The organism is Sessilibacter corallicola (genome assembly GCF_021290925.1).
In the GTDB taxonomy this organism is placed as follows: Bacteria; Pseudomonadota; Gammaproteobacteria; order Pseudomonadales; family Cellvibrionaceae; genus Sessilibacter; species Sessilibacter corallicola.
In genome coordinates this window covers 1,577,567-1,602,209 of the sequence record NZ_JAJSLX010000001.1, presented here as the reverse complement: position 1 = coordinate 1,602,209, position 24,643 = coordinate 1,577,567, and the positions used below count along the sequence as shown (strand labels likewise).

Below are 24,643 nucleotides of genomic sequence, written 5' to 3'. Positions count from 1 at the left end.
ACATGAAATTAAGTCGACTACTTTTGGTAATGACACTGCTCCTCTCTTGGCAACAAGCGACGGCGCAATTTGAAGGTGATGTATTTTTTGATAGCACCGACATAACCGTGCTGAGCGGGGATCAGGTAACCGTACCTACCCTGTTCTTCTCCGGCCCGAATGTCTTCGCGGGTGTTGAGTTCGAAGTGACTTTCGACGCTGCTGTTGTTGAGCTGGTTGATGTGACCAGCCCAACAGGCGACGACTTTACCGGTGTTTTCAGCTTTCATGAAAACAACCCAGGTAACTTCGCCATTGTTGTCGTGAATTCAACCTCGCTTACCGAACCGCAAGGTTCGGTGCCTTTGGTTAACTTGGTTTTCCAAGCGTTAGGTACCGCAGGTCAAACCACTCAGATTCAATCGAATGTGCGAGACAGTGCTGATCCTAACCTCACTCGATTCCCGACCACCGCCGGATTCAGTGCGACCTTAACCGTCCAATAAAAAGTATTTCACTTTTTTAAAAACCGGGCATTGCGAGAGCGATGCCCGGTTTTTTTATGCCGGTAAAAATATGAAAAGTGGGATCACATTCATCTGCGATTTAAATTCGATTCTCTACACTAAACAATCAAACAGCGCCGCAAGTTTTTTTATACAGAAACTTTAGAACCTCCTGATAATAAAAACCGTATTAACAGTAATTAGCGTTAATCAACAAAAATAGCTTGTTATTTTTATTCATTGATTCGTTTTTAATTAGAATTTTAAAGGTCGCTCATTGGAATGTTTGATCAATTTATTTTTTGCACAGTGGCAAGTTGCTCGCAAAATAAAAATCTTGCAATGGGTAATTTCTAAAAAGACTAAATCGCTGTAAATCTTGGTTGCAGCTTAGCAACCCTCAGTAATGTATCCATTTAATAAACCACGTTAAAGAGAGTATGAACTATGAATAAACAGGAGTTTTATCGCCAGCTTGCTGAGTGTTCAAACACATACGACAAAGATAATCAGTGGTTTGGTTTTCAAAGTGGCGGTCAATCGTGGAGCCAAGGTACTTGGGAAGATTTTATTCTCGCAGCCTGGAAAATCTATGAGAACGTTTCACCCAACCAGTTGCAACTAATATTACTGGGCGATACCAAGATTCGTTCCGATCCCAGCTTGCTAATGAATTTCGGATTATCATCCAACGCTAAGTCACCACAAGAAGACAAAGATAAAGTTCTTGTCTCAAAGCTGATGCTTGAGCGTAGAAAAATTGCCTCGAGTCTGCATTATTTAGCTCCGCCCGTAAAAATGATGGGACCGGGCAGTATTTTAAGTGCAAAACGATGGAGTCCTGCGCTTAACGATGCGTTTGTCCTTGGCGGCATTCGCAAATACCAAGGCTTTCACTTCGCGCTTAATGAAGACGAGCAAAAGGTTTGGCATCGATTGACAACTCGTCCTGTGGCTCGTCGAGCAAACCCTAATCCCGCAAACCGCTCAGAGATTCCCGCAGGCATTGTTGCCAAACACACGGAAAAATTCGGCGGCGTAAAATCGGAACATATCCCTTATAAAGAGCTGAATGTGAAAGAAACGTGGCTCAAACTTTTTCAAGAAGTGCCGCGCCTTTTGTGGGAAAACGGAAATCCACGCGTGTTTGCGCGCGAACTCGTAGGCTTGCAGTTATTTGGCTACGAGCCGATATTTTCTCACATAGAACTCGGCTTTAAATACAATCAAAAAGCGCCGCAGCAAGCACCGACATTTAAGAATTATTTAAAAGGATTGCATGAGTTGGGTTTTCAGGATCGCAACAAAGACGCAATTATCAAGAATATCGCAAAATACATATTTGATGATGAAAACGCCTTGGCGGGTGTGGCTTATTAACGCTTTTATTGCGTTTAATTTATTCTTAAGTGTTTAAAAGTTATCTTACCCGTTAATCACTGGTTGGTTAATTACTTATTCGCTAATGAATGGCGGCCTGCTCTGTGGGCCGCTGAATTCAATGTGATAACCTCTCAATCTGTATTGTAAAAATCTTCCCTTCCCTTCCTCTCTTTTCTCTGCAGTCGCTCGCTTTTTAATTAGGAACCAGCGCAAAAATCTGGGTAAAGAATTGTATGAGCATCAATATAGTAATTATTGAGAGTGGCAGAGCTTGTTAATGTCTGTAAAAATGCTTTTAAAGATTTGTAAGGCCATACAAAATCAACGATGCGTCTGCAAAGCCATCAAAAGCCATCAAAAGCCATCGGATGATGTCCAAGATTTTAAATAGAATACAGAATATATAATGATAACCACCCAAAGCGTTAGGCTATTCTTACTCGTTATTTTATTCTCATTTTCGGTTAAGGGAGTATCAATGTCATTTTTTAGTTCTAATGATAATAAAAAAGAACAAATTGTCATTTTTAGTGGAATGGAAGGCCAGCTACTTTTTAATGGTAAGCCGGCTAAAAACACTGAAATTAAAATCTGGACACAATGGAAAAACGAAGAAGGTGAGACAACAACAGTAACCACAGACGACGCTGGCAATTATCAAATCCCAGTCGAAATGGACGATTACAGCTCGAACCCTTTGGCGCAATTGGTTGTGTCTCAAAGAATTACCGCAGTATACGAAGGTAACGAATACGTTATCTGGAATTTAGGAAAATTCACCGCAAACATGTTCGACGAATTCGGCGGTAGCAAACCGTCTGCAATTCAATGCGAAATCACAGATGACCTCACCCCTTATCGGTTCGATAGCGTGGTAATGGAAACGAGCTGCGTATGGGATGGTATATCGGAACTTAAGGAAGACGACGAATGAGCACACTTTCACCGAAAGCAGCGGCAGTACTCGCAAGAGATATTTACTTAATTCAAAACCCACAGATGAGCAATTTATTGTTCAGCAATCCGGTTTTTCGCCAATCTTCTGACAAGGGCGTTCAAGTGAACAAAACCCTGAAATCAGAAGTGGGTGGCCGGATTATTCTCAACACCAAAGACAACTTCGGTGCTTGTGCCCTCGGTGGCGATAAGCACCCGAACGATCTGTTTTTGTTGTTCCGAGGCACCACCACCGCCAATAACCGCGCCGATTGGCTGACCGATGCCCGTATCGGTATTTCGTTGTCGGACTCAGGCATTCCGGTTCACAGTGGGTTTAATCATTCGTTTAAAAGCATGCTGCCAGACATCAAACGTTTTCTGGGCGAGCACAGCAAATCCATCCAGAACATCCACTGCGTTGGCCACAGCTTAGGCGGCGCGGTAGCTACCCTCGCGGCAGACTGGGCAGCGAGAAACACCAACAACAAGGTAAGCTTGTACACCTTCGGTCAGCCGCGTGTGGGAACCACCATCTTCTCGCGCAGCACCACCAACAAGATTGGTCTAGAGAACATCTACCGTTCCTACCACCGAACTGATCCCGTACCGATGGTGCCGCTCTACCCTTACGTACACGCACCGCACAAAGACAACGGTTTCTTCCTGCCTTCCAATCAGCCGTTGGCCAGTGGCGAAGCCCACAAAATGAGTAACTACGTTGAGTCTGTGAAAGGCAAATCTTGGGAACAGCTAAAATCCATCGTAAGAGAGCCCTACTCCGTAGAAATCGCCATTGAAAACTGGCTGAAGTCAAAATCTATGGTGAACCCGCAAAGCTCTGCGTTCTGGCGTTGGTTGGATTCAGCGTTAATCTACGTACTGAAAAAAGTCGCAGTAACCGCATTGGTTGGTCTGCAAAGTGCGTTTATTACCGGCTTCACCTTAGCTGATAAATTGGCTTATATTCTCGCAAAAGGCATCAACTTGGCCGAAAACATCAGTATTTGGGTGGAATTGTTGATTCGCAAAATGGCCGCAGCCATTGGCATTAAGGTAAAGCATAAGCGCGAAGACATCACCAAAAGTTTTATTCGCCGCATCTTGATTCAATTGACCGAGCTGGCAACCAAAACCGCGAAAAAAGCGATTCAGGCCATCTCTTAAGCGCCATTGAAGATCGTAAGTATCTCTGGAATCTTGGTGAGTTTATACTAAGCGAAACTCACCAACGACCAAACTCCAGAGATGCTTGCCGTATTTATCGTTATTGTTAAAGTCATCCTTTCCTTCTTCCTGTTTTCCCTGTTTGTCGCCGGGATATTCAAAGCGAATCCCAAAACCCACAATCCCAAAAATCGTCCCATTGCAGAATACATGGCAGGTTTTATTTGCTGCTTTGGTTCAGTGCTTGGTTTTTATTATTTGTGGTTTTCTTGATCGTCAGTTTGCAAATTGCCAGCCATAAAGCTGTTTTGAGCCCTCTAATAGAGATATTTACTCACCTCGTGCCACTAGAAAATAGTGGGTATGAAAGTGACTGAAAAATAGGTCTTGGTTATGGATGGAGAGTATTTCGCAATGCGAGATGATAGAAAGCCTCGTGAGTTTTTTGATAAGAGTATTAACTTAATTATTAAATTCGCATCTCGTAGAAACTGCGTAGAACTTTATAATAAAGCATGTGACCGAGAATCCCATCCGGTCCAAAAAATAGGACCATTACGGAATGGTTATACACAGGAGCCTCTCGAGGTTGTACCAAGAATGTATTCCAGAGGTGACGATTTAACGGAAATAAAAAACGGCGCTATTTTGCCAATCACTGATCGTTATTTGTTTTTGTGTCAAGAAATGAAACGACATGGTGCAGAAGAAATTTTTTCTTTAGGTGATCAGAGTGAGGCTACAGCCGGTATTCGTCCCGATGGTCCTGAGTCAACCTACCACTCTGTGTACACTTGGTTATGTTGGTTTATTTGCTTTGGTTCTGATCCGGCAAAAATTGCCGAGATTGCCCCCTTTTTATGTAAGGCGGGAAAAGATCGTTTAATCGATACTGTTTTAAAGAGTTTTCAGCCCGATAGAGTTGTTGCTAAAACTTGCATGAATCCAGAAACCTTCGGTTTGCTCGATAAAGTAATTGATGCTCCACCCAGCGAACGTCCACAACTAATAGAAACTTACCTAGAGGATTGGCCCAAATTTATGGGTCATTTGGGAGGTCTTAGTTCGATAGGTATTGAGAATACTTATCGTGTCAGGGATTACGCTTCTTTAGTTGCTGCAATCGGAGATGATTATCAGGGCTTTTGGGCTTGGGAAGCTGCATTGGTGGTTAAATTTTTTAATATCGATGACAACTCATTTAAAGACAATGAATTCTATCCTTACGATCTTGTGCATTTTTCTTAAGAGGATTCACCAGAACGATAGGGTGAAATATTTTCAACCTTAATCATTTACGGCAGAGAAATTTATCTCTGCCGATTTTATCTCATTAATTCTCTCTTTTTCTTCTGCTTTTCCGGTTTTATTTTTTTGTTAATTTAATAAAAGAATTTATCTAACTAAGGCATAACCGCTTGCGTTTCTGACAAAGAGGTTAATTTTAAAAGATACTTAATTCAACAGAGCGTTTTCTCTCTGTTGAATCGACTTTCGATTTTCAATCAATCCTCATAAACCTCAAGCGGCAAACACGCGCAAATTAGGTTTTTATCCCCGTGCACGTTATCCACACGCCCTACTGGTGGCCAGTATTTGTTGTCGCGCAGTGTTTTGGTTGGGTAGGCGGCTTGTTCGCGGCTGTAGGGTTTTGTCCATTCGTCGGAAAGCAGTGATTCTGCGGTGTGCGGCGCATGGTGCAGTGGTGAGTTTTCGTAGGTGATGATTCCCGATTTTACCGCGTCGATTTCTTGCCTAATGGCGAGCATGGCGTCGATAAATCGATCCAGTTCTTGCTTGGATTCACTCTCGGTCGGCTCAATCATTAGTGTGCCTGCCACGGGGAATGACATGGTTGGCGCGTGGAAACCGAAGTCGATTAAGCGTTTGGCAATGTCATCAACGCTGACACCCGTTTCGTCTTTGATTGGGCGCATGTCGATGATGCACTCGTGGGCGACCAAGCCATTGTCACCGGTGTACAACACGGGATAGGCGCCTTCTAGACGTTTGGCAATGTAGTTGGCATTGAGGATGGCGGACTCGGTAGCATCGGTAAGGCCGTCGGTGCCCATCATCTGAATGTACATCCAAGTGATCGGTAAAATACTGGCGCTGCCAAATTGCGCTGCCGATACTGGTCCTACGCCGTTATCCACAGTTTCAAAACCTTTGTGATTGGGCAAAAATTCCGCCAAATGGGATTTCACAGCCACCGGACCAACGCCTGGGCCGCCGCCGCCGTGGGGAATACAGAAGGTTTTGTGCAAGTTTAGGTGAGACACATCGCCGCCAAATTTGCCCGGCTGGCACAAGCCCACCATGGCGTTGAGGTTGGCGCCATCGATATACACTTGGCCACCATGATCGTGGACGATCGCGCAGACTTCTTTCACCGAATCTTCGAACACGCCGTGGGTCGACGGATAGGTGATCATAATGGCGGAGAGGTCTTCGCTGTGCTTTTCGGCTTTCTCGCGCAGGTCGTCGATGTTGATGTTGCCGTCATTGTCACAAGCAACCACAACTACTTTCATGCCACACATTTGCGCGGATGCCGGATTGGTGCCGTGAGCCGAACTTGGAATCAAGCAGATGTTGCGCTTTTGCTCACCGCGACTGCGATGATACGCGCGAATTGCCAGCAGCCCGGCGTATTCGCCTTGTGATCCAGCATTGGGTTGCAGCGAGACGGCGTCGTAACCGGTGATTTCACACAACCACTGTTCCAACTCGGTAATCATCTGTTGATAACCCAAAGACTGATCTTTTGGCGCGTGGGGGTGAATGTCGGAAAACTCGGGCCAAGTGACGGGAATCATTTCGCTGGTCGCGTTGAGCTTCATGGTACATGAGCCCAGTGGAATCATAGCGCGATCAAGGGCGATGTCTTTGTCGGCGAGTTTGCGCAAATAGCGCAGCATTTCGGTTTCACTGTGGTAGCGATTGAATACCGGATGGCTTAACGGTGCCGTTTGGCGAAGTTTATCGTTACTTACCGACCAATTCGCTGCATTTAGCGCATCGATAACATTGCTTTCGGTAATTGTGTTGTCGGTATTTTTTGAAACTTGAGCAAAACAATTCACTAAGGTGGTAAGGTCAGCGGCTTCTGTTGTTTCATCCACAGATATTCCCACGTGGTCGTTATCCACAACGTGTAAGTTAATATCTGCACTGTGTGTAGTTTTGTGGATTTCTTGTGCCAGCCCTGGGGTTTTTATGGTGACAGTATCGAAAAATTCACTCGATGTGGCTTTAAATCCAAGGGTTTCAAGCAGTTTAACGGTCGCAACCGCTTTTGCGTGTACGGTTTTGGCAATTGTGGATAAACCTTCTGGGCCGTGGTACACCGCGTACATGCTGGCAATAACGGCCAATAAAACTTGGGCCGTACAAATGTTGGAGGTCGCCTTTTCACGGCGAATGTGCTGTTCGCGGGTTTGCAATGCTAAACGCAGCGCAGTATTGCCGTTGGAATCGAGCGAAACACCCACAAGTCGGCCCGGCAGCGAGCGTTTGAAATTCTCTCGTGTTGCCATAAAGCCGGCGTGTGGACCGCCAAAGCCCATGGGCACGCCAAAACGTTGAGAGCTGCCAATGGCGATGTCGGCATTCATGGCGCCTGGGGTTTTCAATACCACCAAGCTCAACATATCCACAGCCACTGCGACCAGGGTTTTATGGCTGTGCGCTTGTTCGATAACGTCAGAAAAGTCACGAACTTCGCCGTTACTGCCGGGATTTTGCAGCAAAGCGCCAAAACAATCGTCGGTGATGTCGGTTTCAGGATTACCGATTTTAATCTCAATGCCCATTGGCTCTGCGCGAGTTTCAACCACTGCGATGGTTTGAGCAAAACAGTTGGCATCGATAAAAAACGTATTGCCTTTGTTCTTACCCACACGTTTACACAATGCCATGGCTTCGGCGGCGGCAGTGGCTTCGTCCAACAGTGAGGCGCTGGCGATATCGAGTTCGGTAAGCTCGGTAATCATGGTTTGGAAATTCAATAAAGCTTCCAAACGACCTTGGGAAATCTCAGGTTGGTAAGGCGTGTAGGCGGTATACCAAGCGGGGTTTTCAAGAATATTGCGCAAAATTACCGCTGGCGTGTGCGTGCCGTAGTAGCCCTGGCCAATAAACGATTTACACACGCGATTCTCTTCGGCGGCGGCTTTTAAGGTGGCCAGTGCCTGGGTTTCAGATTGCGCAGCCGGCAGATCCATCGGTTGTTGCGAGCGAATACTTTCGGGCACGACCGTGTTGATAAAATCTTCCATGGTCTTGAAGCCCAATGCGTCCAGCATGGTGTTTTTGTCGGCGGATTCTGGGCCGATATGTCGTTTCGAAAACAATTGCGATTGGGAAGAATTAGGCAACAAGCTCATGCTCAACAATACTCTCTGGCTTTGCCTGCCCCAAGGGCAGGAGGTTTAACTAACAATAATAGAAGACGGGAACGGTTAACCGCGGAAATAGTTTTGGGGAACAAACGGCATTTTGGCGACTGAAATGGGCACCGGTTTGTTTCTGACTAACGCGTGTAGCGAGGTGCCAACAGCACTGACGTCGGTGTTGACGTAACCCATGGCGATGGGGCGGGATAAGCTTGGGCTGAAGGTACCACTGGTGATGGTGCCAACTACATTGCCGTCGCTGTCGACGATGTCGCTACCGGCGCGAACCGGAGTTTTGGCGTCTACCGCAAAACCGACGCGTTTTTTGCCAACGCCGTCTTGCTGCTGCTTAAAGATTAATTCTGCGCCGAGGAAATCGCCGCTGCGCTCGCCCTGGCGGCGACGGGATTTAGAAATTGCCCATCCCAGCGAAGACTCGACAACGGAAATGTCGTCTTGTAAATCCTGGCCGTACAGGCACAGACCCGACTCAAGACGCAGCGAATCGCGGGCGCCAAGGCCAATGGGTTTGACATCGTCAAAGGCGAGAATCTGCTCGGCAATGTTGATGGCGGCGTTTTCTGGAATGGATATTTCGAAACCGTCTTCACCGGTATATCCTGATCGGCTGATAAAACAGAGTTCGCCCGAAATTTCGAATTTTGCGCACTGCATAAACGTAAGCTTTGTTGCTTGTGGGCAGAGGGATTCCATGACTGTTGCGGCACTTGGGCCTTGCAGAGCAATTAGGGCGCGGTCGTTGATTTCTACTAATTCGCTGTGGATAAGATGTTTTTTGAAGTGTTCTATGTCTTTGTGCTTACATGCAGCGTTGATAACAATAAAGAATTCGTCTTCTTGCCAGCGGGCAATGATAAGGTCATCGATAATGCCGCCGTTTTCATTGGTAAGCACACCGTAGCTTTGGTGACCAATGGCCAGCGCTTGTAAATCGACAGGAATTAAACGCTCAAGCTCGGCGCAGGCGTGCTCGCCTTTCACGATCACTTGGCCCATGTGTGACACATCAAACAGGCCGGCTTTTTCTCGGGTGTGCAAATGTTCCGGTTTAACGCCGCTGTATTGCACGGGCATCGAGTAGCCCGCAAAAGGAACCATTTTCGCTCCCAATTCTCCGTGCAGTGGCGCTAACGGTGTGTTTAACAGGGCTTGTTGATCGTTTGACATAGAACGCTCGTTGTCGACAAAAAGTGAGAGATAAACGTTTTATAAGTGTAACTGGACATTTACAATAATTTTAATTAATAGTCGAAATGCAGGTATTAATTCTGCAAATAAAATATGGATTAGCGTATGTTTCGCAATATCCCTACCGATCTGCTACGAACGTTCGTGACTATCGTCGAAGTGGGCGGTTTTACCGCTGCCGCTGAAGTGTTGGGACGCTCTCAACCGGCGATTAGCCTGCAATTAAAACGCCTACAAGATCTGACCGGACAAAAGCTGCTGTCTCGCAACGGGCTGCAAATTGAACTCAACAGCAAAGGCAAGTTGATGTATCGCTACGCCAAGCAAATCTTGGCGCTCAACGACGAAGCCTTGGCTCAGTTTCATTCAACCTCGGTCAATGGAAAAATCCATTTCGGCATTCCGAGCGAATTTGCCACCACCTTGTTGCCCAAAATTGTCGGCCGATTTGTTCGCGCCTACCCCAATGTCACGCTGGAAGTCACCAGTGCGTTGACCAAAGAGCTGCTCCAAGAACCCTACAAAGACGAATTCGATCTTATTTTAGCGCTGCATTTGCATACCAAAGATGCCGGTGATTGTTTGGTTAAAGAAGAGGAATTGGTGTGGGTGGGGAACGGCCGCGAAGATTTTGATGCCGACAATCCCATTCCCTTAATTGTCGCGCCGCAAGGGTGTGTTTATCGCCAGCGGGTCATTCAGCGTTTAACCGCCGCACGCAGTAAGTTTCGTTTGGTGTACACCAACCCAGATTTGACCGGCATTACCACTGCGATTGAAGAAGGTTTAGGTGTGACCGCCCTTGCCCGCAGCACGGTGCCCAGTAGTCTTAAGGTTTTGGCGCCAGTGTCGCTGCTACCCAATCTCGGTCACGTTGGCATCAGTCTGCTATCACCAAAGCCCGACACCAGCGAAGCTGTTGGTTTGCTGCATGAATTCGTCGCCAGTTCTCTGAAAGTGTAATTCTGTAACAGAGCCAGGCTTAACTTTTTAAACCTTTTTAGAATTGTGGGCGTCAAATGCATTCATTGCGCCTCACGTTTTGTCAATTAATCGAGGACAACGACAATGATCACCGTGTATGGATTCGGTAAACAAATCGGTGTGCCCGATGCGAGCCCTTTTGTATTAAAGGTGTATACCTACCTGAAAATGGCCGGTATTGAGTATCAAATTAAAGCGGGCATGAAATACGTCAATAAAGCGCCAAAGGGCAAGTTACCGTTTATCGTTGATGGTAATACCACCGTTGCCGATTCTTCGATGATTATCGATCACATCAACCAAAACTACGGCGTTGATTTAGACGGTCATTTGAGTGCTGAGCAACGTGCGCAAAGCCACTTATACACAAAGTCTTTGGATGAGTATTTTTATTGGCTGACGGTATACAGCCGTTGGTTTGCCGATGACGGTTGGAGCGTGGTGAAAGCGAGATTCTTTAAAGCTTTTCCCATTCCAGTGCGCTGGGTCGCGCCGTTGGTGGCCAGAAGAATGGTAAAAAGTTCGTTAAACAAGCAAGGCATCAGCCGTCACAACGCCGACGAAGTTTTGGCAATGGCGGCGGACACGCTCGATCAGTTGTCGGTTTTACTGGGCGACAACGATTTCTTTTTTAACAACACCGTCTCCAGTTTTGATGCCATTGCCTACGCCCATTTAGCGGAACTGATTGAGGTGGAAATCGACGGCCCACTCAATAAAAAGGCACGCGAATACGCCAATCTTGTTCGCTATTGTGACCGTATTCGAACTGCGTATTTTTCTGCGTCGTAAATTCCGGTGATGGTTGGTCGGTGTTATCAAGGCTTAAACTCATGCGGTGTTTAGACGCAATCTCGTCAGGTTTTTATGAATTGAAAATTCGGTAACTTAATCACTTAATTGAAAAACATCAGGAACAGTTATGGCTTTGACTGACTCGTCCAAGAATAAAAACTACAGAAAAAAACTTCTGCCCCTTGTGTTAGCAGCTGTCACCAGTTTTGGCATGTCTGCATCGGTTTTTGCTCAGGAAGCAACACCGGCCGAACCAACACAAATCACTTGGGATTTGACTGAAATCTACGCGAGCGATCAACAGTGGGAAAAAGCGTACGAAGCAGTTCAGAAAGAAATAGCTGACCTAGAAAATTTGCGCGGCACCCTCAAGAAAAGTGCTAAATCCATGGCAACAGCAATGGAGAAAATTGCCAGCGTACAAAAAGAAGCGGTTCGAGTTTACGTTTATACCAGTTTGAAACACGACACCGATCAACGCGACGAAGCCAACCAAGCCATGTTTGCTAAAGCCAACACCATATTTACCAAGTTTGGCGAGGCAACGTCGTGGATTTCCCCAGAAATACTCGCAATTGGCGGTAAAAAAGTAGAACGCTTCATCAAAAAAGAACCTCGATTAAAGCCTTACGATTATTATTTGCGCTCCACCGTAAAAAGCGCAGACCATTTATTGGATGAGGACGGCGAAACTCTGCTGGCTTCTGCGAGCGCTGTTCTAGGCAGCCCTAACGAAATCTACGAATTGTTAGTCAACGCCGATGTTAAATGGCCCGAAGTCGAGTTATCTTCTGGCGATAAAGTCACACTAAACCAAGCCGGTTACGCTCGTTACCGCAGTGCGCCAAACCGAGAAGATCGCAAATTGGTGTTCGATACGTTTTGGCAAACCTGGTACGACTACCGCGACAGCATCGGTAAAATTTTATCCACTGAAGTTCAGTCGAATATCTTTACCACCAAAGCGCGTAAATACGATTCGGTATTACAACGTGAGTTAGAACAAGAAAACCTTCCTGAAGAAGTGTATCGAACCCTGGTTTCTGAGGTGAATAACGCGCTTCCGGTATTGCACCGTTACTTTAAATTACGCGGTGAAATTCTGGGTATCGAGCAAATGCGTTACTACGATATCTACCCACCGTTGGTTACCCTAAACGATAAATTCGGTGTCGAAGAATCCAAAGCTATCACTCTAGAAGTGCTCAAGCCTTTGGGTGAAGAGTATTACGAGCATTTAAAAACCGCTGTAAATTCTGATTGGTCCCACGTTTATCCACAACCGGGTAAGCGTTCGGGTGCTTATATGAATGGCAGTGTCTATGACGTTCATCCTTACGTATTGTTAAATCACAACGACGATTACAACAGCCTTTCAACCTACGCTCACGAATTTGGTCACGCGGTTCATTCTCAGTTGGCTAACGAAAATCAGCCGTATTTAAAAGCGAGTTACTCGACTTTTACCGCAGAAATCGCGTCGATCATTAATGAGATTCTATTAGAAGAATATTTGATTGAACGCGCTGAAACCAAAGAAGAAAAACTCTTTTATTTGGGGCAAGCGTTAGAATCGGTGCGCGGTACCTTTTTCCGTCAAACCATGTTCGCTGAATTTGAATTAAAAATTCATGAAACTGCTGAGGCTGGTGAGCCTTTAACTGGTGCAAACCTGAATGAAATTTATGGCGATCTTCTGAAAAAATACCACGGCCACGATGAAGGCGTGTTATTAATCGATGATGTTTATGCCAGTGAATGGGCTTACATTCCGCACTTTTACTACAACTTTTACGTCTTCCAATACGCTACATCGATGTCTGGTGCAGCGTGGTTTGCTGAAAAATTATTGGCCGGTGACGAACAAACCCGCGATGCATTTATTGATGTGTTAAAAGCCGGTGGTTCAGACGACGCTTATAAAATTCTCAAAAAAGCCGGTTTAGATATGGCGACACCAGATCCGTACCGAGCTACGGCGCGTCGTATGGAAGATATTATGAATCGTATTGAGGCCTTGCTGTAACTAGATGGTTGTAACTAGATGGTTGTAACTAGATGGCTGTAACGAAATTGCAGTAACAAGGTATTTATAAAAGAGCACAGTGCGCGGGGATTATACGCTAACGGCGAATAATTCCTGCGTTCGCTTTTGTGTCAGTGATTGCTAAGGATTGCTAAGAACGTACAGTAAGAAGAAAGTACTGATAAAAGAAAAAGTGCCAGCAGAGAATTCGTGGTCCTTATCTGCTGGCCAAAAGGTTTTTGGAGTTACCAACCTAAAACTTCATCACATGCATGTCTTAACCGTTTTCACTGTTAAAAAGAAAACGCTGCTTTCACATAAATTCTTCTCCCACGTGGATCGCCTGTGCGAGAATCGTAACTCCCAGCAACGTCAACAAATGGCGGGTTTTCACCGGTCGCATTAATCACGCCAAACGTAAGTGCTGTTGAAGAATCGCTTCTTATTAACTCCCCCAAATCAACGCTGTATTGCAGATCAAGAGTATTAAACGAATCAATAGACTCAATGTTTTCTGGGTCGCGGTTGTCGTCGTAACTGGAAACATGGCGAACGAAAACATTGGCGTTATGAATACCGCGAGACCAACTTAATCCCAGGTTTGCGCGTAATTCCGGCGTTGGATTACCCACGGTATTAAAGTTGAGAGCGCCTGCGCCATCGCGTGTGACACCGCCGGAAGTAAATTCGTAATCCAATACATAGGTGGCATCGAAAATTGGCGAAAAGGTGCCTAGGTTGGTGTCGTAGGTGGCTTTTAAGGCGAGATCAATACCCGATGTATCGATGGATTCGGCGTTAATAAACTGCGTATTGACAATGGCAATGGTTCCGGCAGAGGTTCTGACCACACGCTCTGGATCATTCGGATCGGCGTTGACCACATCCACTAAGCTCTCGCGGGTCAGAACATCTTCAAACGAAAAATCCCAGTAATCGAGATCAATATCCCACGCGCCCAATTGATAAGACGCACCGAGGTTAAAGGCGTTGGATTCTTCCGGCGCTAAATCGGGATTGCCGAGGGTTCGGTTGCCACCAAACGTGCTTTCGCCATTGTTGTTGGGGTCAGAAATATTGGCGAAATTGGTTTGCGCGCCTTGGAGCTGATGAACCGACGGTGCTCGAAATGAACTGCTGCCTGAGAATCTAAAAGACAGAGAATCGGTTGCCGCCCAAAGAACCGATAATTTCGGATTGGTCGTGTCGCCAACGCTGCCGCCGTAATCTTCGTAGCGAAGTGCGGCACTGATTTCTACGGTGTCGCTCACCGGCAGCAGCAATTCACCAAAAATACCGTAAACATCACGGCTGCCCGAGAAATTCTGGTTGCCAATTAAGAACGAAAACCCGTCTTGTTGGGTGATGGAATCGTAAACCGCAGACACCGATTCGTCGCGGTACTGAGCACCAATGGCAAAGCCTGCGGAACCGCCGGGTAATTCGAACAAATCATTGCCAGAGACAATAAACTCAATCGCGTCTAGCTCGGATTCGGTATCGCCGAGGTAATCGCCGATAATAAAATCGCGCAGGGCGTCGTTATCGGGATCGTCAATGCTGAACGGATTGAAGTACAAGCACTCCCCTTCCCCCGCCGCCGTTGTGGTGGGATCACAATTGATGCCGCCAAAACCGTTTAATGCCGCTTGGAAATTTGAGGCAATCACGTCTCTTGGATTTAGGATTGCGTCGTTGGCGGCACGTACAAACGAGAAATTCCATGACACAGAATCGCTGACTTCACCTTCTGCACCGACGGCAAAACGCGTGGTGGTGTGTTCGTAGAAATTCAGTTCGGTCGGTTGACCAACACCGTAAGGGCGGCCCAAAAACGTAACATCTTCGCCGAACGGGTTGTCTGGGTGGGAGGCCAATACCGTTGGCGTGCTTAAAGCGGGAAAACTGGGTGATACTTCTCGTGTGACCTTGTTGCGAGCGTAACCAAATTCTGCCCAAACCTGCGTGGTTTCATCCCAATCCCAAGTGCTGCGAGCAAAGGCTTGTAAGCGCTCTTCTTCAGGCACGGCAGTGACTTGCGGGCCAAAATCAAACCGACAAAACGCGCCGCCGTCGATGCCTCCGTTTTCAACACAATTGGGGTCCGGCACGGTTTCTCCGGTGGACGATAAGGTGTAACTGCCCGGATTGCCGAAGCCGCTGGTGGCTGGGCGCAAGAAATCCACTTCGCCCAACAATAAACTGGTGCGATCGAGGTAACTGGCGGCAAAAAGTACGTGGCCGGTTTCGCCGAGGTCGCCACCGTAGGCAAAATCAATGTTGGTATCGTCTTGAGAGCCGTTGCCCGAACGACTGCGACGTTCGATTTGCAGTTCGGTGCCATCGAGGGTGTCTCGGGTAATAAAGTTGGCAACCCCAGCGACGGCATCTGATCCATAAATGGCCGAGGCGCCGTCCTTTAAAATTTCGACGCGTTCAATGGCAAGGTTAGGCAACAGAGAAGCCGTATCGACAAAGCTTGAGCCTTGGTCTGTCACCACCGAAGAAACCACCTGACGTTTACCGTTGAGAAGCACCAGAGTTTGGGAGACACCTAAACCGCGCAAGTTAATGTTTGAGGTTCCGGCGGTAAAGTTTTGGGTCAGGTTATCGGCGTTGTTTTGAGAGCCGGCATTGATCGTCAGTGACTGAATAAGATCGCGCGCGTCTTTAATGCCTGCTGCTGAAAATTCATCCTGTCCGTAGGTTCTCAGCGGTGTTGATGTATCGAGTTGGCTTTTGCGCTTGATGTAGGTGCCGGTAACGACTACTTCTTCCACTGCCTGAGTTTGTCGGGCAGATTCTTGTGAATGCAAGGCATTGCTGGTGGTTAATGCAGCGGTGGCGACAGACCACGCGATTGCAGATTTGGTAAACGAACCCTTCATATCAACTCTTTCTCCCCTTATTTAGGTGTCTAGCAAGTAATTGGATATACGGCTCTCATGAATGGCTTTTATTCGGAAACCTGCCGAGTTGACCCGACAAGAAAATCCATTTTATGTACGTTTTTTATTCTGATTTGTAGGTTATGTTGACTTTACGTTGGTAAATTGTCAACGTATTATGAATAATAACTATCCATTCTGATTAATAACTCCATAGATATATTCGACAATAGGTATATTTGACCCATGGAAAATTCGCTCCAATACCGAAGTAAAGATCAATGGCAATTCTGGATAGATCGTGGCGGTACCTTTACCGACATCGTGGCCAAAGATCCCGAAGGTCAGTTGCACACCAAGAAGTTATTGTCGGAAAACCCCGAGGCATACAAAGACGCGGCACTGCAAGGCATTCGTGAATTCTTGGGGCTAACCTCAGAACAAGCCATTCCAGCTGAGAGTTTTAGCGCGATAAAAATGGGCACCACGGTCGCCACCAACGCGCTGCTTGAGCGCCAAGGCGAGCGCACCCTGTTGATGGTTTCAGAAGGTTTGGGTGATATTTTGGAGATTGGCCACCAAGCGCGGCCAGAAACGTTTGCCCTGAACATCAAAAAGCCAACGCTTTTGTACGAAACGGTTGTTGAGGTGAAAGAGCGAATCAACCACGACGGCGACGTATTAAAACCGTTGGATACCGAGCACGCATTGGCCGCTTTGCAAGACGCTTACGATCAGGGCTTTCGCACCGTCGCCATCGTGTTAATGCACGCCTATCGATTTCCTCAACATGAACAAAAATTAGCGGAGCTGGCGAAAGAAGTTGGCTTTACTCAAATTTCATCGAGCCAAGAAGTCAGCCCGCTCACCAAGATTGTACCGCGTGGCGAAACCACCGTTGTTGACGCCTATCTGACGCCAATTTTGCGCCGTTACGTCGATCGTATTGCCGAAGCCGTTGGCCAACAAAACCAACCGGGTAAATTGCTGTTTATGCAATCGTCCGGTGGCCTTACCGACGCGAGTAAATTCCGCGGTCGCGACGCCATTTTGTCGGGCCCCGCTGGCGGTATTGTCGGCGCCACACACACGGCTAAGCTGGCCGGTTTCGATAAAATCATCGGTTTCGATATGGGGGGCACCTCCACCGACGTTTCTCATTTTGCCGGTGATTACGAAAAGGTGTATGAAACCGAAGTTGCGGGCGTTCGTATGCGTGTGCCGATGATGTACATTCATACGGTCGCTGCCGGTGGCGGTTCTCTGCTTTCTTACGACGGCAGTCGGTTTCGCGTTGGTCCAGAATCCGCCGGTGCCAATCCCGGACCGGTGTGTTATCGCCGAGGCGGGCAATTAGCAGTGACCGACATCAACGTCTGTTTGGGGAAAATTCAGCCAGATTATTTCCCGCACATTTTCGGTCCCAATCAAAATCAACCGTTGGACCGCCAGGCGGCTCTGCAAGCGTTTGCCGATATCGGCGCGCAAATGGGTGACGGCCGCACGCCAGAAGCGGTTGCGGAGGGTTTTCTCGAAGTTGCCATTGAGCACATGGCCCAGGCGATTAAGAAAATTTCTGTTTCCCGCGGTTACGACGTTAAGAATTACGTGCTCAATTGTTTTGGCGGTGCCGGTGGTCAACACGCGTGCTTGGTGGCTGATCGCCTTGGTATGACCACGATATTTTTGCATCCGCTGTCGGGTGTGTTGTCGGCCTACGGTATGGGCTTGGCCGATGTCAGTACCGAGCGCCAGGAAGTGATCGAAGAAATTCTCAGTGAGCAAATACTCCAACAAATTACGCAAAGTATCCGCAAGCTGACCGAGATTAATTGCCAGGATTTAGCCGAACAAGGCTTGGATCAGTCTCAGATAAATCACAAACCTTGGGCGTTGTTACGCTACCAAGGCACCGATACCAGTATTCAGGTTGCTTGCGCTTCTATTGCTGAAATGCAGGCTGATTTCGAAAATCACCACAAGCGTCAGTTTGGCTTTGTTGCTAAAGATAAAGCCATCGTCGTTGAAACCGTCGGTTTAGCGTCTTTTGGCGGCGGCGAATCGCCACCGGAAATTCGCGCCACACAAGCTGCGATCAATAAACCTGAAGCCGTGATCACCAGGCCGATGCATTCCGCAGGCTGCTGGCACGAAACGCCTGTTTACAACATTGATGATCTTGCCTTTGGCCACGAAATTGTTGGCCCGGCCATTATCATCGAAGCCACCGGCACCATTGTTGTTGAGGTCAACTGGCGCGCCCGCGTGACTGAGTATCAACACATTGTCTTAGATCGCGTTCAGGTCTCTGAAAACGTTAGTTCTGAGACATCTCCCGTTAAGGCTTCATCTAGTGTCACCAGCGCTTACGATCCCGTCACTTTAGAGATTTTTAACAACCTGTTTATGTCGGTTGCCGAACAAATGGGCATTGTCTTGCGTAACACGTCGCAGTCGGTGAACGTGAAAGAGCGCTTAGATTTCTCCTGTGCGGTGTTTGATAACAACGGCAATTTGGTGGCGAACGCGCCGCATGTACCGGTGCATCTTGGCTCGATGGATTCCAGCGTTAAGGTGATTATTGATCGCGCTGACAATATTCGCCCCGGCGATGTGTTTGTGCAAAACGATCCCTATAACGGCGGCTCGCATCTTCCCGATATTACCGTCGTAACCCCCGTTTACGACGAAGATAATCAGAAGATTATCTTTTATCTTGCCAGTCGTGCTCACCACGAAGATGTCGGAGGCATTGCGCCGGGCTCGATGTCACCAAAAGGAAAGAACATCACCGAGGAAGGCGTGATTCTCGATTGCGTTAAGTTGGTGGATCAAGGCGAATTCCAAACTGAGGTAATCCGGGCAGAGCTTGGCAAAGCACCCTACCCGGCCAGGAATATCGATCAAAATATTGCCGATTTGATGGCTCAGATTGCGGCGAACAACACCGGTGCCAATGAGCTTCGTAAGCTCGTTAAGCAATATTCGCTCGATGTGGTTCACGCCTACATGGGCCACATTCAGGCCAGTGCCGAGGAATCGGTTCGCGCGGCGATCATGAAACTCGACGATGGTCAATTCACCCATCGCCTAGATTCCGGTGCTCAAGTTCAGGTTCAGATTACGGTCGATAAAACCACGCGTTCGGCGGCGGTGGATTTCACTGGTACCAGCGCTCAGTTAGACACCAATTTCAACGCCCCCAAAGCGATTACTCAGGCGGCGGTTTTGTACGTGTTTCGGTGCTTGGTAAACGACGATATTCCGCTCAATGCCGGATGCATGAAACCCATTGATATTCGGGTTCCCGACGGTTCAATGTTAAACCCGACCTATCCCGCAGCGGTAGTTGCCGGAAACGTAGAAACTAGCCAAGCGGTGACCAATGCGTTGTTTGCGGCCTTGGGTGTGCTCGGCTCAAGCCAGGGCACGATGAACAATCTCACCTTTGGCAATGCGCGCTACCAATACTACGAAACCATTTGTTCGGGCAGTCCTGCCGGTCCAGGCTTCAATGGTACGGCGGCAGTGCATACGCACATGACCAACACCCGTTTGACCGACCCAGAAATTATGGAAGCGCGGTATCCCGTCATGCTGGATGAGTTTTCGATTCGTCGCGGTTCCGGTGGGTGCGGCAAATGGAATGCCGGCGACGGAATTTATCGACGCATCCGGTTTTTAGAATCCATGCAATGCTCGATCTTATCCGATCACCGCAAAATTCCACCCTACGGTTTGCACGGCGGCCAAGACGGGGAAATTGGCAAAAACTGGATTGAGCGAGCCGACGGGCATGAAATTCCGCTCGGAGGTTGCGCTCACGAATCGGTGGAACCGGGGGATTCGATCAATGTGGTTACGCCAACCGGCGGCGGTTTTGGCAAAGAGGAATAAGCTTTGCCCTAGATAAAGGTATAAAAGGTAAAGGTATAGGTGTCGCTAAAGGCAGACAGTGTAATTTCGGATAGGGAAGCAACAATGATCAAGCGTTTAACGAATATTGGCCCAGGTGTATTGGTGACGGCCGCATTTATCGGTCCTGGAACGGTCACCGCGTGTACTCTCGCTGGCGCCAATTACGGTTTTGCGCTGTTGTGGGCACTATTGTTTGCAACCATCGCGACCATTGTGCTCCAAGAAATGTCGGCCCGCTTAGGCACGATTTCGGGTAAAGGACTGGGTGCGGTTTTGCACCAAAGCCTGGAAACCTCGCCTTGGCGATGGCCGCTAACAGTGCTGATCATCTTGGCACTGTTCGGCGGTAACGCCGCCTACGAAGCGGGCAATCTAGCCGGTGCGGCGCTCGGTATTGAAGCGATTACCTCGCACAATACGATGATTTTTAAAGCGTCGGTTTTGGTGTTGTCTGTGTTTGCTGCCATCATTTTGTTTGCTGGGAGTTATCGCCAAATCGAAAAATTTTTGATTGGTTTGGTGTTGATCATGGGCTTGGCATTTGTACTGACTTTCTTTGCGGTAAAGCCTGCGTTATCACCCATGTTGTCTGGGCTTTTCGTTCCGAAAATTCCCGACGGCAGTTTGCTGACCGTTATCGCGCTTATTGGTACCACTGTTGTGCCCTACAATTTATTTCTTCACGCCTCGGCGGCTAAAAATCGCTGGCAAGGCGAACGCGATTTGGCCTCCGCCCGTGCCGACACGGTTTTGTCCATTGGTCTCGGCGGCATTATTGCAATTTTGGTGGCCTCCACGGCTGCAGCGAGTATTTTTGCTCAAGGCTTAAGTGTCACCAATGCGGCAGATATGGCGGTTCAGTTTGAGCCGTTATTTGGCAGTTTTTCTAAGTATTTGTTGGGGGTGGGCCTGTTTGCCGCAGGTTTGAGCAGTACCATCACCGCGCCTTTGGCGACTAGCTATGCGCTGTCGGAAATTTTAAATATCTCTGATCAACGCCGAGTGTTGGTCTCGCGCATCATTAGTTTGAGTATTCTGGTTATTGGTGCGGTGTTGTCGTTGACGGGCATTAAACCGATTCAGCTGATTATTCTCGCTCAGTTCGCCAATGGCTTGCTGTTGCCGGTAATGGCCGGTTTCTTGATTTACGCACTGAACCAACGCCAGCTTTTGGGCAAATACACTAACGGGTGGGCGGCAAATTTGGCCGGGTGTTGCGTGTTGGTACTGACTGCCGGTTTGGGGTTGCGACTCATTGCGCGATCGCTTGGCGCGATTTAAAGGATCGAACCAGTGGTGAAAAAGTTCTTGATATTTTGTCCACAAAAGCTAATGTCCAAAGTCTTTGTCGCAATGGAACCGTTCTGGTCATGAGTCAAGACAACCGAAAAATCGTTTCTTCTAAACACCTCGCCGAAGACAGCGAGTGGCCATTGTCGGAAGTGGAGTTCGCCATGACGATTCTCTACAACGCGTTCAGCAAGTGGATCGTTCGTTGCTCTGCCGCTGCCGGTCAAGCCGAATTGAGCGTGGTGGATGTATTAACTCTGCACAATATTCATCATCGCGACAATGAGCAACGCCGCATTGATATCAGCTTTATGTTGAATATCGAAGATCCTCACACGGTAAATTATTCGCTGAAAAAGCTGATTAAATTAGGGTTGGTAGAAGGTACCAAGCGCGGCAAAGAGGTGTTCTACGCAACTACTAAAGCCGGTCACGATTTGTGTGAGGAATACCGAGAAGTGCGTCGACAATGTTTGCTGTCGAGCTTGAACGGATTGGATAAAAATACCGAAGAACTGTCGAACATTGCCGCCACCATGCGAGGCTTGTCGGGCTTGTACGATCAAGCCGCTCGCGCTGCGGCGTCTATGTCTTAGCGCTGCGCATTCTGCTTTAAATGTGTTTTTAAACGCCGGAGCGATGCCGTGAGATCGCTCCGGCGCTTTCCTGCCTTTCTGTCAGCGATTTTATTGTCTGAAAATCGCTAATTCACAATCTCGGTGAATTCCTAAAATCCCATTATACTGATTTAGGAGTTTCTGATTAATGCACTCTGGAAACATAGGCACCGAGTGTGCGGTTTCTATTTTTAGACGATCGCGAATCTGCGATGATTCACCAGAGTTTCAAATTACGTTTACAGTAAATCGCTAACTTGGGAAACATCATGTCTCATTATCATCGACGAACAAAAATCGTTGCGACTGTCGGTCCCGCCTCTTCCAGCCCAGAAATGATTGCCAATTTGTTGGACGAAGGCGTCAATGTATTTCGGTTGAATTTTTCCCACGGCAGCGCCGAGTCTCATCGAAAGCAAACTGAAATCATTCGATCTGTTGCCAAAAATAAAAATCGCAACGCGGCCATTTTGGGGGATTTGCAGGGCCCCAAAATTCGCATCGGTGATCTTGTTAAAGATACCGTTGAATTGATCAACGACTCCGAAATTATACTGACTATCGACGACAATAAGCCCAACAGCGAAACCTGCATTAGCGTTGGCTACAAGGCATTGCCAAAATTTGTGACCAAAGGTGATGTCTTGTTGCTCGACGATGGCTTAATGCGATTGGAAGTCATGCAGGTGGATGAGTCCGATGTCACCTGCAAAGTTATTTCCGGCGGTACGTTGAAGCCGCGCAAAGGTTTAAATCGTCTCGGTGGTGGTTTGTCGGCACCGACCATTACGGCAAAAGACGAAGAGGATTTAAAACTCGCCATTGAGTTAGAGCTCGATTACTTAGCGGTTTCTTTTCCCAGTTGCGCTGCGGATTTAAAACCGGTGCGCGATGCACTCAATCAAGCCAACATTAAAACCGGTATTGTCTCGAAGATTGAACGCGCAGAAGCGGTTGCGTCGGAAGATACCTTGCGAGCGTTGATTGAAGCTTCCGATGGCGTGATGGTTGCACGTGGTGATTTGGGCGTTGAGATTGGTGACCCGCAATTAATTGGCGTGCAAAAGAAAATTATTCGTTTTGCTCGTTTGGCTAACAAACCAGTCATCACGGCCACGCAAATGATGGAATCGATGATCAGTTCTCCGGTGCCAACACGGGCTGAGGTGTTTGATGTAGCCAATGCGGTGCTGGATGGCACCGACGCGGTGATGTTATCAGCTGAAACCGCCACCGGTAATTTTCCCGCTCAAGTGGTGCGCGCCATGGCGGCGACGTGTTTGGGGGCGGAGCAGCACCCGGATGTAAAAATTACCAAGCGCGCAGTAGAAGAAACTTTTTATGGTATCGATACGTGCATTGCGATGTCGGCCATTTATGCGGCCAATCATTTGTACAACATCGGTGCGATTATCTGTTTGACCGAGTCGGGTAGCACGGCGTTATTGATGTCGCGTTTAGAATCGCACTTGCCCATTTATGCGTTGTCTCGCCACCGTGTGACGTGCCGAAAAATGGCGTTGTATCGCGGCGTGAAATCGATTTTTTATGATGTAACTGAACACGGCCATGACGTTTATCGTTCGGCGCTTGAAACTGTCGCTGCCGCAGGGCAACTGGTCAGTGGTCAACGCGTTGTGATTACCTGTGGTGATATTTCTGGAAGCGGTGGCCAAACCAATCTCGTTAAAATTTTACAGTGGCGAGGTTCGGAAGAAGAACTCTAATATTCTCAGTATTAATGATTCTATAAAATGGCCAATCGATAAAAAATTGATTGGCCATTTTTTATTGTTTTTACATTGAAAAAACATAGAACAAACACAGTACGAACTGTAAAAAGGAAAAATATTCGTGACTGAAATACGTATTCGAAAAGCAAACATTGAAGATAGCGCTACAATTATTCAATTTATAAAAGAGTTGGCGATTTACGAAAAAGCACTCGACCAAGTACAAGCAACGCAAGAAAGTATTGAGTCGACGGTTTTTTCCGAAGACTCAAATACGAAAGCGTTAATATGTGAATACAATAATGAACCGATCGGTTTTGCAGTTTATTTTTACAATTACTCAACTTGGCTCGGCAAAAAAGGTATTTATCTAGAAGATTTATTTGTGTCTCCTAATTATAGAAATTTGGGTGCGGGTAAGGCGTTAATTAAATACCTTGCTAAACTTGCTTATTCAGAAGGTTGTGGACGTTTTGAGTGGGCGGTTTTGGACTGGAACGAACCGGCAATTCAATTTTATCAGTCCATTGGTGCGAAACCGCAAAGCGAATGGATTATTTATCGATTGGCTGGTGACGATTTAGAAAAGTTTGCGAATGAATAATTATTCTTCTTAAATTATATTTTTTATTTTAAGAAAAGCATAAATTAATTTTTTCTGATTTATTTTTTTCGTATTTAAGGCGCGGCTGTTTTGTAAATTACACGGCGTCTTATTTTTACGATTGCAAAATTTTTTGTACAGATTTACACGGGTACACAAGCGGCTGCTAATTAAAAACCGGCCAAAACCCGTGAATACCTCGATATGA

17 protein-coding genes are annotated in these 24,643 nt (G+C 47.3%); 13 read left to right on the top strand and 4 right to left on the bottom strand.

Annotated elements, in window-relative coordinates:
• Positions 1-2: 2 nt before the first annotated feature.
• From LU361_RS06745 to LU361_RS06730, 4 genes are all read left to right on the top strand, one after another.
• Positions 3-485 carry a cohesin domain-containing protein gene (locus LU361_RS06745; RefSeq protein ID WP_233088056.1) on the top strand — a complete coding sequence of 161 codons (483 nt, stop codon included), beginning with the start codon at positions 3-5 and terminating at the stop codon, positions 483-485.
• Positions 486-932: 447 nt separating this feature from the next.
• Positions 933-1,865 carry a hypothetical protein gene (locus tag LU361_RS06740; protein WP_233088055.1) on the top strand — a complete coding sequence of 311 codons (933 nt, stop codon included), beginning with the start codon at positions 933-935 and terminating at the stop codon, positions 1,863-1,865.
• Between the two features lie 481 nt (positions 1,866-2,346).
• On the top strand, positions 2,347-2,802 hold the full coding sequence (locus tag LU361_RS06735) for a DUF6795 domain-containing protein (protein WP_233088054.1): 456 nt from the start codon (positions 2,347-2,349) through the stop codon (positions 2,800-2,802).
• Positions 2,799-3,971: a lipase family protein gene (locus LU361_RS06730; RefSeq protein WP_233088053.1), complete on the top strand. Its 1,173-nt coding sequence runs from the start codon at positions 2,799-2,801 to the stop codon at positions 3,969-3,971. Before LU361_RS06735 ends, LU361_RS06730 begins: the two co-directional genes overlap by 4 nt.
• Positions 3,972-4,013: 42 nt before the next feature.
• On the opposite strand, the gene LU361_RS06725 is transcribed toward LU361_RS06730, so the two are convergent.
• Positions 4,014-4,151 carry a hypothetical protein gene (locus LU361_RS06725; protein WP_233088052.1) on the bottom strand — a complete coding sequence of 46 codons (138 nt, stop codon included), beginning with the start codon at positions 4,149-4,151 and terminating at the stop codon, positions 4,014-4,016.
• 213 nt (positions 4,152-4,364) lie between these two features.
• On the opposite strand from LU361_RS06725, the gene LU361_RS06720 reads away from it, so the two are divergent.
• A complete protein-coding gene (locus LU361_RS06720; RefSeq protein ID WP_233088051.1) occupies positions 4,365-5,219 on the top strand; it encodes a PoNe immunity protein domain-containing protein in 855 nt (284 codons plus the stop codon).
• A 257-nt stretch (positions 5,220-5,476) separates the two neighbouring features.
• On the opposite strand, the gene gcvP is transcribed toward LU361_RS06720, so the two are convergent.
• On the bottom strand, positions 5,477-8,362 hold the full coding sequence (gene gcvP / locus LU361_RS06715; protein ID WP_233088050.1) for an aminomethyl-transferring glycine dehydrogenase: 2,886 nt from the start codon (positions 8,360-8,362) through the stop codon (positions 5,477-5,479).
• 75 nt (positions 8,363-8,437) lie between these two features.
• A complete protein-coding gene (gene gcvT, locus LU361_RS06710; RefSeq protein ID WP_233088049.1) occupies positions 8,438-9,559 on the bottom strand; it encodes a glycine cleavage system aminomethyltransferase GcvT in 1,122 nt (373 codons plus the stop codon).
• A 126-nt stretch (positions 9,560-9,685) separates the two neighbouring features.
• On the opposite strand from gcvT, the gene LU361_RS06705 reads away from it, so the two are divergent.
• The 3 genes from LU361_RS06705 to pepF all read left to right on the top strand — a co-directional run bounded on the left by LU361_RS06705 (position 9,686) and on the right by pepF (position 13,385).
• Positions 9,686-10,543, top strand: a complete 858-nt coding sequence (locus tag LU361_RS06705; protein WP_233088048.1) for a LysR family transcriptional regulator — start codon at positions 9,686-9,688, stop codon at positions 10,541-10,543.
• Positions 10,544-10,648: 105 nt separating this feature from the next.
• Positions 10,649-11,356: a glutathione S-transferase C-terminal domain-containing protein gene (locus tag LU361_RS06700; protein ID WP_233088047.1), complete on the top strand. Its 708-nt coding sequence runs from the start codon at positions 10,649-10,651 to the stop codon at positions 11,354-11,356.
• A 130-nt stretch (positions 11,357-11,486) separates the two neighbouring features.
• Positions 11,487-13,385, top strand: coding sequence for an oligoendopeptidase F (gene pepF, locus LU361_RS06695; RefSeq protein ID WP_233088046.1), 1,899 nt, complete (start codon positions 11,487-11,489; stop codon positions 13,383-13,385).
• A gap of 293 nt (positions 13,386-13,678) precedes the next feature.
• Here pepF and LU361_RS06690 read toward each other — a convergent pair whose 3' ends face one another.
• The gene (locus LU361_RS06690; RefSeq protein WP_233088045.1) at positions 13,679-16,273 is read right to left on the bottom strand and encodes a TonB-dependent receptor plug domain-containing protein; all 2,595 of its coding nucleotides are present in this window, start codon (positions 16,271-16,273) and stop codon (positions 13,679-13,681) included.
• Positions 16,274-16,519: 246 nt separating this feature from the next.
• Here LU361_RS06690 and LU361_RS06685 point away from each other — a divergent pair, with 246 nt between their 5' ends.
• The 5 genes from LU361_RS06685 to LU361_RS06665 all read left to right on the top strand — a co-directional run bounded on the left by LU361_RS06685 (position 16,520) and on the right by LU361_RS06665 (position 24,435).
• Positions 16,520-20,170 carry a hydantoinase B/oxoprolinase family protein gene (locus tag LU361_RS06685; protein WP_233088044.1) on the top strand — a complete coding sequence of 1,217 codons (3,651 nt, stop codon included), beginning with the start codon at positions 16,520-16,522 and terminating at the stop codon, positions 20,168-20,170.
• Between the two features lie 84 nt (positions 20,171-20,254).
• Positions 20,255-21,472: an Nramp family divalent metal transporter gene (locus LU361_RS06680; protein WP_233088043.1), complete on the top strand. Its 1,218-nt coding sequence runs from the start codon at positions 20,255-20,257 to the stop codon at positions 21,470-21,472.
• 89 nt (positions 21,473-21,561) lie between these two features.
• On the top strand, positions 21,562-22,077 hold the full coding sequence (locus tag LU361_RS06675) for a winged helix DNA-binding protein (RefSeq protein WP_233088042.1): 516 nt from the start codon (positions 21,562-21,564) through the stop codon (positions 22,075-22,077).
• A gap of 290 nt (positions 22,078-22,367) precedes the next feature.
• Positions 22,368-23,825, top strand: a complete 1,458-nt coding sequence (gene pyk / locus LU361_RS06670) for a pyruvate kinase (RefSeq protein ID WP_233088041.1) — start codon at positions 22,368-22,370, stop codon at positions 23,823-23,825.
• Positions 23,826-23,952: 127 nt separating this feature from the next.
• Positions 23,953-24,435: a GNAT family N-acetyltransferase gene (locus LU361_RS06665; protein WP_233088040.1), complete on the top strand. Its 483-nt coding sequence runs from the start codon at positions 23,953-23,955 to the stop codon at positions 24,433-24,435.
• The last annotated feature ends 208 nt before the right edge of the window (positions 24,436-24,643 follow it).